The sequence below is a fragment of the Ruegeria sp. CE6 genome (genome assembly GCF_056537485.1).
Map to the genome: position 1 here is coordinate 398,546 of NZ_JBQFRR010000003.1, position 14,037 is coordinate 412,582.

Below are 14,037 nucleotides of genomic sequence, written 5' to 3' on the forward strand. Positions count from 1 at the left end.
CCTAGTGTTGCGGCGACCTGAACTGCCGGGCTTTTACAGCAACGACGTAGGTATTTGGTATATTTCACCCCCCGGGAGTATACCAAATTGGCGAAGTGTAAGCGCGTTCCTGTGTTGAGGTCGGCACTTCAGCAGGCAATTCGTCTCCGAACCGAACGGCATCGTAAATTGTCCACCTCGGCGTGGGAATTTCAAGGACGCGGGCGTAGTAGAAAGCCCGCACAGAAGGATCGAATTCAGGGTCCGTCCAAACAGTGATCAGCTCCGGGGATCCTATCGAATTGGTAAACGTACCCGTTGCAACATCCACGGTATTCCCTACCGCCGGTAGGTTGCCGTCCGCATCAGGTTCGCGGTCTCCCGACCATGCCACGTCATAAACCCGCTCTTCAGTGTCGCCGTTGGCATTTAACCAGCCTTTCACAATCTGAATACGGTCGAGATTGCCGGAAAACGGGTCTTTCAGGGCAGCAACCAGGAATGTAGGGGCGTCCGCGCCTTCTGTAGCGGTTGCGAGGTCCCCACCCATCGGAACGCCTTTTTCATATCCGACGTCGGCGGGCAAACGAGATTTTGCATCAGCTTCAGTAAAGTCCCAGCCACCAAAGAAGCGAACCGCGATGCGACTACCAGTCGTCCCATATACTTCTTTCCTCTCCATGGCATCGAATATCGCTTCGCGCGTGTTATCTTCTGCCCAGACTGCAGCGTAACCTGAGGCTGCCATTTCCCACCCAAGAATCCTTGTCGTATCGAACTCGCCAACGACATGCTGCCAACGGCCAGGTTCCGGTTCGACACCGGAGTGTTTGCCAAAGAAATTGTCTTCTTCCGCCGTTGCCAAAGCCGTATGGCTGTCGGTCGAGCCCACTACTCCGAACTTGTATGGATTGGTGCCGAGTTGAGCCTCTAGTTTAAGACCATTCTTCAAAGCCTCACGCGCGTATTCGTACTGAAGCATCCAGTCTTCTTTGGGTGTCGGACCCAGATTTGACTTATCCCAGGTTTCATAGTCCGCGAACTCATCATTCGGGCTGAGAAACGGGTGGGTTTCTCCATCGCCCTTGATCTGGGTGATCTCATACATCGGCTCCCACTTGGCGCGCCGCTCTGCGTAATCTTCTGTCAATGGTTCACCCGTTTCAGGGTTGGTCTCGACAGGAAACATCAGGCCATTGGAGACGTTACCGTTGTGGGCAAGGGCCAGCACACGGCCGCCGGTCTCTAGTTCATAAGCTTCCATCCAGTCCCACAAACGTTCGGGATTAAAAGTTTCTGCGGTTGTGAATGGCAGCATCTGCCGTGCGCGAATGGCATCATCTCGGTAGATCACGTTGCGGTGGAGGTTGTTGCCTCCTTCTGTGGACGTCCATTCGTACCCGATGAACGCAGTGAATGCGCCGGGGTCGTTGTGATGATCCGCAGTTTGCGTGAATTCGTCCCAAACGGATTGTACGAACCTGCGATCTGAAACAGCCTCGGGAAGAGCGTCTCCGGTGATGCCCGCAAAGGTTTCAATAACTTCCATTGTTGCACCAAGCGCAACGTCCCCACCAGCGTTGAGGCGCTCGTTCCAGTCTCGAAGCGTTGGGTCTCGCATCAGAGTGGAGTTCCCTGCTACGATTTCATTCATGGCGCCCATGGCGTCCGAGTGATCGGATACGACAAGCCAGTCGAGGGGACGCGATAACTGCACCCGAAGGCCGTGCGACGTAGTGACTTCCTCACCGCGTGCAAATCTATAAGCATCGTCTGGGCTCAGGATGACGCCAAACCCCCGCGCGTCGAGCGAATTTGACGTGTGCAGGTGAGTGTCACCCCACAGAGGTCGTGTAGGAAAGTTTCGACCTGCATAAGGTGAGAAATCAGCAGGCGCGGGTTCACGCATATCATCAACTGATATGGTCATCTCTCCAACTTGCCCACCTTGAGCGGCCTCTTGAGCATGTGAAGAGCTTGTTATGAATGCTGCGGAAACTATTGCTGTTGATGTCGTCAGAAAAAACTTCATTTGAACCTCCCAGCCGAGCTGAATGCCAGCCCATGGCAACATCTGAGCCGGCTGTTCGTCAAGGAAAACAACAGTTTTTCTTAGTTTTGCACAAGGACCCCGGGGGAAGTTCGACCAAAATCGGACCGCAGCTTCGCCCAATTCTTTAACGCTCAGCCGTTGTGAGAAAATACCGCAACGAGTGGGTGTTCTTGACGACTTGTGGCCTGGATCGTCAGACTTGAACCTGTGATCTTGATTGGAGGCGTTGTTATGAAATGGTTGTCGCGAACATTCCTACTGGCCTTATCCCTTCAATTTGCCACGGGAGCTTCAGCTCAAGATAAACCAAACATCGTATTCATATTTCTAGATAATTTTGGTTGGGGTGAACCCGGGTTCAATGGAGGTGGCATAATCCGAGGTACAGCGACCCCCGAGATGGATGCCCTCGCCGCGGAGGGACTGCGACTCACGAACTTCAACGTGGAAAGCCAGTGCACGCCGTCCCGCGCAGCGACCATGACGGGACGATATGGCATCCGGAGCGGCAACCACACGGTCCCACTAGGCGGCGGTGTCTACGGCCTAACTCAGTGGGAAATCACGATGGCCGAGATGCTAAAGGATGTGGGATACAACACGGCCATGTACGGCAAGTGGCACCTTGGCTGGACCGAAGGACGATATCCAACGAATCAAGGATTCGACGAATTTTTCGGAGTTGAGACCACTGACGTTACAGTCTGGCGCACGCTTCCGGGATTTGCTGAAGCCAACTTGGAAGAGCCTGTTGTGATGCAGGGTGTTGCAGGTGAGCCAGCAACCATCGCGCGGGACTACGATCTCGACTATCGCGGCGAGATAGACGGCGACCTGACGAAAAAGGCTATCGAGTTTATCAAAGCGAAGAGTGCCGAAGAAGCGCCGTTTTTTATCTATCTTGCCTATACTCAGACTCACTATCCAAATATCGCGTCCGAGGAATTTGATGGTGCCACCGGTAATGGTGTTTGGGCCGATATTCTGCTTCAAACAGATACCTATGTCGGGCGCATCGTGGATGCGATCGAGGCGGCAGGTGTTTCCGACGACACTGTGGTGATATTTACTGCTGACAATGGCCCCGAAGCTCTTCCGGTTGGAAACGCAAATGTCTCGCCCGTGCCAGCGGTACATGGCACCGCCGGGCCCTGGCGTGGCACTCTGTTCACCAGCCTCGAAGGAAGCATGCGCGTGCCTTTTGCGATCAAGTGGCCGGGTAAGATTCCCGCGGGTTCAGCAAGCAACGATGTTGTCCATTCGATGGACCTCTATCCGACACTTGCGGCATTTGCAGGCGGCAAGCTGCCTGATGACAGGGCGTTTGATGGCATCGACCAGTCGAAGTTCTTTCTTGGTGTCCAGCCAAATTCAAACCGAGAAGGCGTGATCGTTTACATGGGCGAGCAAATATTCGGCGTAAAATGGAAGGATTGGAAAGTTCTTTTCAAAGAGAATACGACGGCTTTTGGTGCAACGGAGTCTTTCGACACACCAAGGGTCTACAATCTATTGAACGATCCACACGAGCGCGAAAGTGTACTTTTCCCTTACACGTGGGCGGTCGAAAAGGCGCTTCCGCAGCTGCAAGAGCACATCGCTACCTTCGAGGAATACCCTCCGATTCCACCGGGAACGCCCGATCCCTACGAACCACCCAAAAACTGAACGGCGTCTTTGTCTGCACACTCGCCTTTAGTCGTCATTAGGTCTAACGACCTTTTTTTGCAGTTCGCGACTTGCTGCAAGAGCGAAGCCCTAAACGGCGATCAAGGTCCGCTCAGGGCTCTCACCACCAGTCCAAGCGCACCACAGTGAATGGCCGTAGCGAGTCCATACTTTCGACTGCCGCAATCCAACCGAATGGCCGCAAACAGTGCTTCAAGGTGGTGAGCGATACCAGCTCTCAATTCAGAATGTCGGCGATTGCCCCTATCAGGTTCAGCACTTCATGTGTTTCACGGTTTACTTCGTAAACATAATCTCCGGCACGCACGTAATATCCGTTGCGCCGTAGTCCCCAACGGCTGGGATCATCAATGCGGACATACCCATCATAGATGTAATCGCCACGTCGATATTTCTTTGCCTGTCCAGGCGGTACGCACGGGATTGCCTTTTTTGCCAAGCCCGGCGGACAATGTCCGGATTTGGATTTCACATGGATCGGCGAGGTGGCGCCGGTTCCGCTAACGTGCCCCGTGCTAAGGCTCCACAAGCTGACACTGGCGTTCGCAAATGACGCGCCTTGCACGGTAAGTGCCACCGCTAGAATCCCAACAATCTTTTTCATTCCCAGCGCCTTTTTCAGCTTCTTAGCCTAGATATGATCTTGAATGGGCCTTAGCGAGTTCATAAGCGAAGAGTCGCTTTCCGATGCAGCAGTTTGTTCACGAGCTGAAATCATCGGCTGCGATTGTCATCGCAAATTCAACTAAAGCATCAAAACGGGATGTTCTTCCTCCATCTGGTCGCCCGCCTATTCGTTTGTCTTTATTTCGCGAACAACATTAACTGAACGTGAACAATGTATTCTCAGAGTGTTCAAACAGTCTCAGGCATAGTGACGGTGTTGGATCAATAGGGACGTTGTTCCGTTTGATCGCTGACAAGGGGAAACGCATGATCAAGTCTGCCTTTGTGACTGAAGAGTCCAGCACAACAGCTGTGATGCAAACCTCCGGCAAAATCGCCGGAGAACGTTTGTCAACCACCACCAAATCGAGCAGTGGTCGCTTCCCTCCTATCGAAAATGCATTAACACAGATCGTCAAAAACAAGCGGCTTTCCGAGGCACATAACAACGTCTGAAGGCAGTTCAGCAGACCCCCAAACAATTCCCGGTATTCGTCCTAGATATTGGAATTGAAAACTAAATCCCGCTCCAGTTATGGGGCGGGATTTCTTTCTTATGCCTTTGGGAAAAAGGGCGTAGCCCTTGATTTGCAAAAGTATCCGGCCAGCCGCTACCCATCCTGTGAAGCCTTTGGCTGACCCGGGCTTTAGTACTTCCGTGAGTGGTCAGTACTGAGGGTTGATTGACGCAGAGAGCCGTTGTCTTTCGTTACAGACCCAACAGCGCCTTTACCTCATGTTCAACGGCGTCGGTCACGGGCTTGTTTGCGGCGGCTTCTAGGGCTTCCCGTTCGGTCAATTCCTGTTCCTCGACCTGGTCAGCCAGTTCTTGCACCTGTTCAGCCGCTTCTTCGTATTCGACGGCAGCCTGACGTTCATCGTTCAGGTCCTGCGCTGCTTCGATCGAAGAGTCCAAATCAGCGCGGGCTTCATCCAATTGCTCCTCAATCTCTGGGTCTGTTCCCCCTGCGTCTTCCAGAGCTTGTTCGAGATCCTCGACGCGTTCCTGGTTTTCCTGGACTTCACTCAACGCGGCTTCCAGGTCTTCTTCAATCTCAGGAACAGTCCGCTCCGGCGGCTCCAAGCCAGCGAGCTCTTCCAATTGTTCCTCAAGCTCTTCGCGCAAGGGTTCTCCGGCCAACACGGTATCTCGATAATTGGCAATTCGGCCTACGCGGGAATTGGGTGCTGCATTTTCTAATGCAGTTGCGCTGGCGTTGGCGGCATTGAGCGCCCCTAACTCAGACGGGTGGGCACCAAGAAGTGCCGCCATCTTGTTCCCCTTTTCCCTGACCGCTGGGCGAATGGACTCTTCGACAATTACTGTTTTCGAAGGCTTCTTGTACGTCCTGGGCTTTTGTTTGCTACCGCTGGTGGTCGAGCGTTTTCCAGATGTGGCAACCGTTCTCGACTTGCCTTTGCCGCTAAAGATATCCTTCAAGGAAAAACGACCGCCCTTGCCCAAAGCAGAGCGCGAAGATTTTGTCTTGGATTTCCCGGTGTTTCGGCCACCAAAACTTTTGTCGGCACCTTTCTTTCCGCCTTTGTTACCGGCGAAACTGTGGTCACCACGATCTCCGCTGGCGGAGTTCCCTTTGCCATCGCTATTGCCTTTTCCGCCGCCGTTGCCTCTACCGTTTCCTTTATCGCCGCCTTTGCCGTTGCCTCCACCGTTACCCTTTCCACCGCTATTGCCTTTGCCCTCCTTTGCAAATGCAATATCCGGCACCGCAACGGTAGCTACGATGGCTGTAGATCCCAACAACGCGATTGCCAGGGTCGATGCTTTTAGCAGTCTCAAACTGGTGATTTTCATATCGACCTCCTCGGTTGAAATCAGCGGGTATCAGTTTTCTGAAACAACTCGCTATGTTCAATAGTCTCGATTCACGCACGAATCCCCAATGCTTCTTGCCATTTAACTTGAGGGTGCTTGAACGCAGGGCTAACTGCTTGTTCATCATCGGTTCATGTCGAAAGACGTAGTCTCTAGCCGCGAAATACGAGGACTTTCATGCGCGCGAAAGTGATCTTGGTGGTAGCAAGCCTGATTGTTGCTTTGCCTGTTGGGGAAGCGGCTGCCCAGACACGCGAGCTCAAGCAAGGTGAACTGCGCAAAGCGACCCTGACCGGGGACACCATTCGTTTGAAACGGGTTATCAAAGGTGTCGAAAAAGCCTATGGCGGCACCCCTGTCGATGCGCGCGCGTTTCAGGCTGATCAAATTTACTATCGTATTCTAGTCAAAAAGCCCGATGGAAAAATTGTCAGTGTCATTGTGGATGCACAGACCGGTACAGTCGTTTCCAATCGATCCAGTGTTGGGCGTCAAATATCGAAAGCAGCCCGTTCGAACCCCGCCAACGCCAACAACAGCCGCGACACCAACAGCAATCGTGGAGCTTCTGCGAGCCGTGGAAACAACGGCAAAAGCGGTGGCAATAGCAATGCTGGTGGAAACGGCGGCGGCAATGGCAACGGCGGTGGCAATGGCAACGGCGGCGGCAATGGCAACGGCGGCGGCAATGGAGGTGGAAATGGTGGTGGAAACGGAGGAGGTAATAGCGGTGGTAACGGCAGCGGCAATGGTGGCGGAAACAGCGGTGGAAACGGCGACGGCAACTCTGGCGGGAACGGCAAGGGCAACGGTAAAAAATAGGGCTTAAACCAAAGCAGTTGTGACTGTAGTTTTTGAATATGAGAGTACTTCTGGCCGAAGATGAACCGCAGCTATGCGAGCAGATTAAGAAACTTCTTAGCGCAGAAGGCCGCGTGGTAGATGTGGCCAAGAATGGTACTGACGCCCTGCACCTAGGTGCGACCGAACCTTACGACATGATCATCCTCGACATCGGGTTGCCGGAACGCGACGGTATTTCTGTCCTGCGCGAATGGCGCAGCGCGGGCGTCAAGACACCCGTGTTGATCCTCACCGCCCGCGATGGGTGGAGCGAGCGGGTGGATGGTCTTGATGCAGGTGCTGATGACTATATGACCAAGCCATTTCACATGCCCGAGCTGGCCGCTCGTGTACGGGCCATCCTGCGCCGACAAAGCGGTCAGTTAAACCCGGTTATCGAAATGGGGGACGTTATGCTCGATACGCGAAACGGTCGCGTCAGCGTGGGCGGCATTCCTGTTGATCTGACGGCGCAAGAGATCGCAGTTCTGACATACCTTGCCCACAACATCGGACGCATGGTGTCACGTACCGAGTTGTCAGAGCATATCTATGAATATGACGGTGACAGGGATTCGAACACCATTGCCGTCTTCATAACCCGGCTGCGAAAGAAACTGGGCTCTGACCTTATTACAACGGTCAGAGGACGCGGCTATATGATCGATACGGCCTGATGTTATCGCTGCGCCAACGCGCTTTGCTTGGCGGCCTTGCGACAGGCGCGCTTTCTGTCGGCGTCGGAACGTTGATTGTGTTTTCGTACATCAACACACGTGTTCTGGAACAATTCGACCAGACGCTACGTGACCGGCACACCCAACTCGTTGTCGGTTTGAGCGCAACGACGCATAACCCTGAGGCATTGCGCGAACTGATATTCGATCCAGCCTATGGAACGCCGTATTCAGGCAGATACTGGCAGGTTACCGATGGAAACGGGGCTACATTCACATCAGCCTCGCTCTTTGACGAGACAATTTCCGAACCTGTACGTGTGAGCGAAGAGGCAATCGTTTGGAACACCACAGGTCCGGACAGCGAAGCCGTTCGTAGCGCATATCAGAGAATCACATTCGAAGACGGAACTGAGTGGGGCGTAACGGTCGCCGAAAGCAGGCGAGAGCTGATAAGCGAACGCAGAGCCGCGCAAAACAACTTGCTACCGGTTTTTGGATTGGTTGGTTTGATTGGAGTTGCCGGTTCGTTGTTGTTGATGTCAGCAATTATTGGCCCACTCAAAAAACTGCGCGCAGATGTGGTGCATCGCTGGGACAAGGGAGATGACTTGAATCCGGAAGATTACCCAGAAGAGGTTTCGCCGCTTGTTGAGGACCTAAATAAATTGCTGCACAGGAATCGTGAAATTGTGTCTGGTTCTCGGCGACAAGCTGCGGATCTGGCACATGCGCTCAAAACACCGACGGCAATTCTCAGAAATGAACTGGCGACTTTGTCGGACGCGGGTGCAGATATCGAATCTGCAGATGACGCGTTAAATCGAATTGATGCTCAGCTAAAGCGCTCACTTGCGCGTATGCGAGCGTCGAACACCGCAGAACTTACGCATTCACGAACTGACCTTACCAATTCCGTCAACAGGTTATCCAGACTGTTTTCGGTCATGGCAGAACGCGAAGGAAAATCTCTGACGACAGATTGTGAGGATGGGATTCAGGTTCGAATGGATACTCAGGACATCGAAGAGGTGATGGGAAACCTCCTCGACAACGCGCTCAAGTGGTGTCGGACAACAATTCACATCGCCGCAAAGCGTGTAGACGGCGGCATTGAGATTTGCGTTGAGGATGACGGACAAGGTATTCCGAAGGATGCACGTGAGGGAGTAGTTCGATCCGGAGGTCGGTTGGATACCTCTGTCAGCGGCACAGGATTGGGTTTGGCAATCTGTGTTGATCTGATGAACGCTTACGGCGGCAAACTAAAACTGGAGAAATCAGCGGATCTTGGCGGCTTGGCCTGCCGAATACTTATATTAAGCTAAAGGTGGCCGCATCTGGTTAGAAATAGTCGTTGATCGCAAGCAATCAAAAGGCGGCTTTGTCCGTAGAGCAGACATTGAGTTGAGTTCAAACAACGACTGCTTCGTGCCCAATCTCCCAAATGCTGCGCCTCACCCCAAACGCACCGATGCGCCCAGAGCTGACATTGAGCCATAAACGAACGACCCAAACTTGCTTTCCAGTTACCTTTAGATACCCGGCTACGTAGCTCCTAAGAATGGAAATTCGGTGCAAACGCGAATTCGGAGCAGTATCGAACCGAAAAATTTGTGGACATTCGAGTTCTTGTTTGAGTGCGGTTTGCCAGAGTTCATTGTGCTCAAGTCTGACACTGGTAGGTGACTTGTCGGACGGCAGATCCAACGTAAGAGCTTTCACGTATTCTATCAAAAGGGAGATTACGTGCAGGTTGTATGGTTCAAACGCGATCTCCGGGTCGATGATCATGAGGCGCTGGCGCAGGCGTCTCGTATCGGTCAGGTTTTGCCGCTTTATGTGGTTGAGCCCGAGCTTTGGCAGCAACCCGATGCCGCGGCGCGACATTGGGACTTTGTTACCGAAACACTTGCTGAATTGCGTGGAGATTTAGCGGACTTGGGCCAACTGCTCATCTTACGTATGGGTCGGGTGACACAGGTGCTGTCTGATTTGGCGACCAGCCGACTGATCGAAGCCCTTTGGTCACATGATGAAAAGGGAAATGATTGGACCTATCGGCGGGATCGTGAATTTAGCGCGTGGTGCAGGCAGATAGGTATTCCTTGGACCCAGGTTCGGAACCATGGTGTGTTTCTTCCGCTTAAATCCCGCGATGGCTGGGCGGCCCGTTGGACAGAGTTTATGGAGCGACTCGTGTCTTCGTCAACGCAACTTACCCCTTTAGACATAGAGCTCGGCCCCACGCCGATCCGGTGTGACCTTAACCTGGCGGATGATCCATGCGCCCACCGCCAATTTGGTGGCCGCCGTGCGGGACTTGATTCCTTGGATAGTTATCTGATCAGCCGCGGCAAACGATATCGGCACGAAGTGTCGAGCCCTATTGAGGGCCCAGTCGCGTGCTCGCGCATTTCGCCTTATCTTGCATGGGGTGCGTTTTCGATGCGTGAAGTGAAGCAAGCGACGGATCGACAGCGTCGTTCATTGCCTGCGAATGCCAGAAATTGGCGCAAATCTCTCCGATCATATTCCAGCCGGCTCCATTGGCATTGCCACTTTATTCAAAAGCTTGAGGACGAACCGCGGATGGAGTCGGAGAATTTAAATCCGCTCTACGATAGTCTTCGTCCTCGGGAGCCCCACGCGGATTTACGTTCCACATGGTCAAGGGGGGAAACGGGGTATCCGTTTTTTGATGCTTGCATGCGGTCATTTTCAGCGACTGGGTGGCTGAATTTTCGGATGCGGGCAATGGTAACGGCCACGGCTAGCTATCACCTCTGGCTTGATTGGTGGGCTCGAGGTTTGCATTTGACGCGGATGTTTTCGGATTACGAGCCGGGTATTCATTGTAGCCAAGTGCAGATGCAATCGGGAACCACGGGCATCAATACGGTGCGCACCTACAATCCAGTGAAACAGGGGTGTGATCAGGACCCGCATGAGCAGTTCATTCGAAAATGGGTGCCCGAATTGGCACCGATCTCTGACCCGTACATCCATGAACCTTGGACGGCACCGAACGCAGGGCAGATCATAGGCTTTGCCTATCCTGCACGCGTCTTTGATCATTTGGCGGCCGTCAAAGCCGCGCGCGAAAGGGTCTGGAGGGTCCGCCGAGGCGATGAATTCCGTGATGGATCCAAAAAGATCATGTCAAAACATACCAGCAGAAAATCCGGTAAAAGAACACGTAAACGCACAGGATCGACAGAGGATCTAGCACAGCTCAGTCTACCACTCGGAGACGCCGAATGAAGATGCGAAAAAAAGCGAATCTACCGCAGAAAATCTGCTCAGTCTGTCAGCGTCCGTTTGTTTGGCGCAAGAAATGGGAAAAGGTCTGGGATGAGGTTAAGTACTGCTCAAAAAAATGCAGATCCGCCGCATGACTGAACTGTTCCCGGAACTTATTACTTTACCCGAGACCGTCGATTTCAGCCCTACGCGCGCGGGTGGCCTTAAACGGCTGGAGAAATTCGTGACGCGTGCTGGACAGGACTATGCTCGTACGCGGAACTACGACTTTGGGACCGAGCGGCGCAACAATGTATCAGTCTTGTCACCATGGCTCCGCCATCGCTTGTTGACCGAAGAGGAGGTGCTTACACGGGTATTGGCGTCGCACAGCCCCGACACTGCTGAGAAGTTTGTGCAAGAAGTTTTTTGGCGGGCTTACTTCAAAGGTTGGCTGGAACAAAGACCAAGCGTCTGGTCACACTATCAACGCGACCTGATGGACGCGCTTAACTCACTTGATAACGACACGTCATTGGCAAGCCGCCATACTGATGCAGTGTCAGGCAATACCGGCATAGACTGCTTTGATCATTGGGCAAAAGAACTCGTGGGCACCGGTTATCTGCATAACCATGCGCGGATTTGGTTTGCCTCAATCTGGATATTCACCTTGCGTCTGCCTTGGCAGTTGGGCGCTGACTTGTTTTTGCGACATCTGATTGATGGTGATCCGGCGTCGAACACATTGAGCTGGCGATGGGTCGCGGGCTTGCACACGAAAGGCAAGACCTACCTCGCCCGACCTGACAACATCGCCAAATATACCGAAGGCCGATTTCGCCCCACTGGATTGGCCAAGTTCGCAGAACCGCTGACCGAACCGGTAGAACACCCACGTGTTTCTTTTCCAATCCTTCAAATGCAGCCGAAAGAGCCATTTCTATTGCTAGTAAGCGAGGATGACATGACCGGTGCATCCATCATGCCCGTACCGCCCGTTGCAGTGGTAGGACTTTTGGCAACCCACGGTCGCTCCCCTAATCCGGTTGGATTTATCCCGGTGAATTTTGCAAAAGAAGCAATGAACAGCGTTTTGTCAGACCATGAAGTGCGTGCGCAATCTGCCGATGATTGGAGTCTGCCAATAATTGAAGCTGCGCAAAGTGCAGGAGTAAGAAGAATTGCGACTGCTTATGCGCCAATAGGTCCGGTACGGTCCAGGTTAGATCGTGCTGAGCCTATTTTGCGTGAAGCAGGCCTGACGCTGGAACGGTTAATTCGCCCTTATGACGCTGTCTCATGGCCCCACGCGAAGGCGGGATTTTTCGGACTAAAGAAAAAGATACCGAACGTTCTGAGCCAGTTGAATTTTATCGCTGTAACGAAGTGAGATCTCAGTTTGTCAACCGCTGCCCTGCTGCTCCCTAACCAACTGTTTGCCCAACATCCCAGTCTGACTCCCCAGCCGGACAAAGTGGTGCTCTTTGAAGACCCTCTATTCTTTGGCGACCCGATCTATCCCGCCAACATGCACAAGCAAAAGCTTTGGCTGCACCGGTCATCGATGGCCCGATATCGCGACGATCTGATTAGGCAGGGTTTCGACGCGACGATCTGGCCCTATGAACGGGAGGCGGGTTCGTGTTTGCGGTTATTTCAGAACCTGCAAGAACTCGGCGTCGATCAAGTGAACATGGTCGATCCTGTCGATTTTATCGCCGAAAAACGCCTAAGTGCGGCGGCGGGTATTACAAACATCACAATCAACTTACAGCCGTCCCCAGGCTTCTTGAACACACAAGACTATAACCTGGCTTGGTCGACCGGCAGAAAGCGCTGGTTCATGGCGGAGTTCTACAAAAGCCAACGCCGCCGTTTGAACGTGCTGATGAATGGCGATCAACCGGTGGGCGGGCAGTGGAGCTATGACGCAGACAATCGAAAGAAAGTCCCCAAAGCGCTGCTCAAAAGCCTGCCTTGGATTGATTGGCCGACCCATGATGCAATTGATCAAACGGCAAAAGACAGCGTTCTTGCCGAGTTTCCGGACGCTCTGGGGACACTGGATCGTCTTTATTACCCAACATTCCACAAAGAAGCGGCCAACTGGCTAAATCAGTTTTTGGAACGGCGCTTTGATCGGTTTGGCGATTATGAGGATGCCATTGTCGAAGGCGAAAGCTGGCTTTGGCACGCTGTCCTGACGCCCGCATTGAACATTGGACTTTTGACGCCGAAACAAGTCTTGAATACCACGCTCGCCCATGCCTATCGCAGAAATGTTCCGCTGAATTCGGTGGAAGGGTTCATCCGCCAGATCATCGGATGGCGTGAATTTATGCGGGCGACCTATGATGACCTAGGCGTAAAGATGCGGACCACAAATCACTGGAACCATCGCCGCACTATGCCAGTCGCATTCTACGACGCCAGCACAGGGATCGATCCGCTGGACGACACGATCCGCAGGGTGCTTAAAACCGGGTATTGCCACCACATCGAGCGGCTTATGGTTCTGGGTGGCTTCATGTTCCTTTGCGAGATCGATCCTGACGATGTTTACCGCTGGTTCATGGAGATGTTCGTGGACAGCTATGATTGGGTCATGGTTCCCAACGCCTATGCCATGAGCCAGCACGCTGACGGCGGGCTGATCACAACGAAGCCCTATTTTTCCGGCTCAAACTACATCCGCAAAATGAGCCATTGGGGCAAAGGGCCGTGGGCCGACATATGGGACGGTCTGTATTGGCGCTTCATCCTGAAACACGCGGGCACGCTTGCCAGCAATCCAAGATGGGCAATGATGTGCCGCACGGCTGAGCGCATGTCCTCGGATGTCAAAGACAAGCACGTCACGACCGCCGAAGCCTTTCTGCAGCGGATAACCTGAACATGATCTACCTGGGGCACCATGGACGAGATCGTGATCACATCCAAAGATCAGCTTTGGCACTGGTTGGCAAAGAACAATGCCCAAAACGAAAGCGCCCGATTGATCACCTGGAAAGCAGCACATCCCGATAAATATATCAGCTGCGAAGAGG

At 53.2% G+C, this 14,037-nt stretch carries 13 protein-coding genes; 10 read left to right on the plus strand and 3 right to left on the minus strand.

Annotated elements, in window-relative coordinates; all coding sequences use genetic code 11:
• Nucleotides 1-64: 64 nt before the first annotated feature.
• Nucleotides 65-2,011, minus strand: coding sequence for a DUF3604 domain-containing protein (locus tag ACR0DK_RS15955; RefSeq protein WP_480737047.1), 1,947 nt, complete (start codon nucleotides 2,009-2,011; stop codon nucleotides 65-67).
• A gap of 252 nt (nucleotides 2,012-2,263) precedes the next feature.
• On the opposite strand from ACR0DK_RS15955, the gene ACR0DK_RS15960 reads away from it, so the two are divergent.
• Nucleotides 2,264-3,700, plus strand: a complete 1,437-nt coding sequence (locus ACR0DK_RS15960) for an arylsulfatase (protein WP_170626119.1) — start codon at nucleotides 2,264-2,266, stop codon at nucleotides 3,698-3,700.
• A 238-nt stretch (nucleotides 3,701-3,938) separates the two neighbouring features.
• Here ACR0DK_RS15960 and ACR0DK_RS15965 read toward each other — a convergent pair whose 3' ends face one another.
• A complete protein-coding gene (locus ACR0DK_RS15965; protein WP_255612012.1) occupies nucleotides 3,939-4,325 on the minus strand; it encodes an excinuclease ABC subunit A in 387 nt (128 codons plus the stop codon).
• Nucleotides 4,326-4,654: 329 nt separating this feature from the next.
• Between ACR0DK_RS15965 and ACR0DK_RS15970 the strand changes: the two genes are divergently transcribed.
• Nucleotides 4,655-4,843, plus strand: coding sequence for a hypothetical protein (locus tag ACR0DK_RS15970; protein ID WP_170395992.1), 189 nt, complete (start codon nucleotides 4,655-4,657; stop codon nucleotides 4,841-4,843).
• 253 nt (nucleotides 4,844-5,096) lie between these two features.
• Here the strand turns inward: ACR0DK_RS15970 and ACR0DK_RS15975 are convergent, their stop codons facing one another.
• A complete protein-coding gene (locus ACR0DK_RS15975) occupies nucleotides 5,097-5,660 on the minus strand; it encodes a hypothetical protein (protein ID WP_223117591.1) in 564 nt (187 codons plus the stop codon).
• A 31-nt stretch (nucleotides 5,661-5,691) separates the two neighbouring features.
• Between ACR0DK_RS15975 and ACR0DK_RS15980 the strand changes: the two genes are divergently transcribed.
• From ACR0DK_RS15980 to ACR0DK_RS16015, 8 genes are all read left to right on the plus strand, one after another.
• Nucleotides 5,692-6,267 (plus strand): hypothetical protein, encoded by a 576-nt coding sequence (locus ACR0DK_RS15980; protein ID WP_480737051.1) that lies wholly within the window; start codon nucleotides 5,692-5,694, stop codon nucleotides 6,265-6,267.
• Nucleotides 6,268-6,401: 134 nt separating this feature from the next.
• Nucleotides 6,402-7,046 (plus strand): PepSY domain-containing protein, encoded by a 645-nt coding sequence (locus ACR0DK_RS15985; RefSeq protein WP_480707300.1) that lies wholly within the window; start codon nucleotides 6,402-6,404, stop codon nucleotides 7,044-7,046.
• A 38-nt stretch (nucleotides 7,047-7,084) separates the two neighbouring features.
• A complete protein-coding gene (locus ACR0DK_RS15990) occupies nucleotides 7,085-7,744 on the plus strand; it encodes a response regulator transcription factor (protein ID WP_170395997.1) in 660 nt (219 codons plus the stop codon).
• A complete protein-coding gene (locus tag ACR0DK_RS15995) occupies nucleotides 7,744-9,072 on the plus strand; it encodes an ATP-binding protein (RefSeq protein ID WP_480737053.1) in 1,329 nt (442 codons plus the stop codon). Before ACR0DK_RS15990 ends, ACR0DK_RS15995 begins: the two co-directional genes overlap by 1 nt.
• Nucleotides 9,073-9,493: 421 nt before the next feature.
• On the plus strand, nucleotides 9,494-11,008 hold the full coding sequence (locus ACR0DK_RS16000) for a cryptochrome/deoxyribodipyrimidine photo-lyase family protein (RefSeq protein WP_480737056.1): 1,515 nt from the start codon (nucleotides 9,494-9,496) through the stop codon (nucleotides 11,006-11,008).
• 2 nt (nucleotides 11,009-11,010) lie between these two features.
• On the plus strand, nucleotides 11,011-11,142 hold the full coding sequence (locus ACR0DK_RS16005; protein ID WP_480537249.1) for a DUF2256 domain-containing protein: 132 nt from the start codon (nucleotides 11,011-11,013) through the stop codon (nucleotides 11,140-11,142).
• A complete protein-coding gene (locus ACR0DK_RS16010; protein ID WP_480737058.1) occupies nucleotides 11,139-12,380 on the plus strand; it encodes an FAD-binding domain-containing protein in 1,242 nt (413 codons plus the stop codon). The genes ACR0DK_RS16005 and ACR0DK_RS16010 overlap by 4 nt, the downstream gene beginning before the upstream one ends.
• Nucleotides 12,381-12,389: 9 nt before the next feature.
• The gene (locus ACR0DK_RS16015; protein ID WP_480737060.1) at nucleotides 12,390-13,883 is read left to right on the plus strand and encodes a cryptochrome/photolyase family protein; all 1,494 of its coding nucleotides are present in this window, start codon (nucleotides 12,390-12,392) and stop codon (nucleotides 13,881-13,883) included.
• Nucleotides 13,884-14,037: the final 154 nt, after the last annotated feature.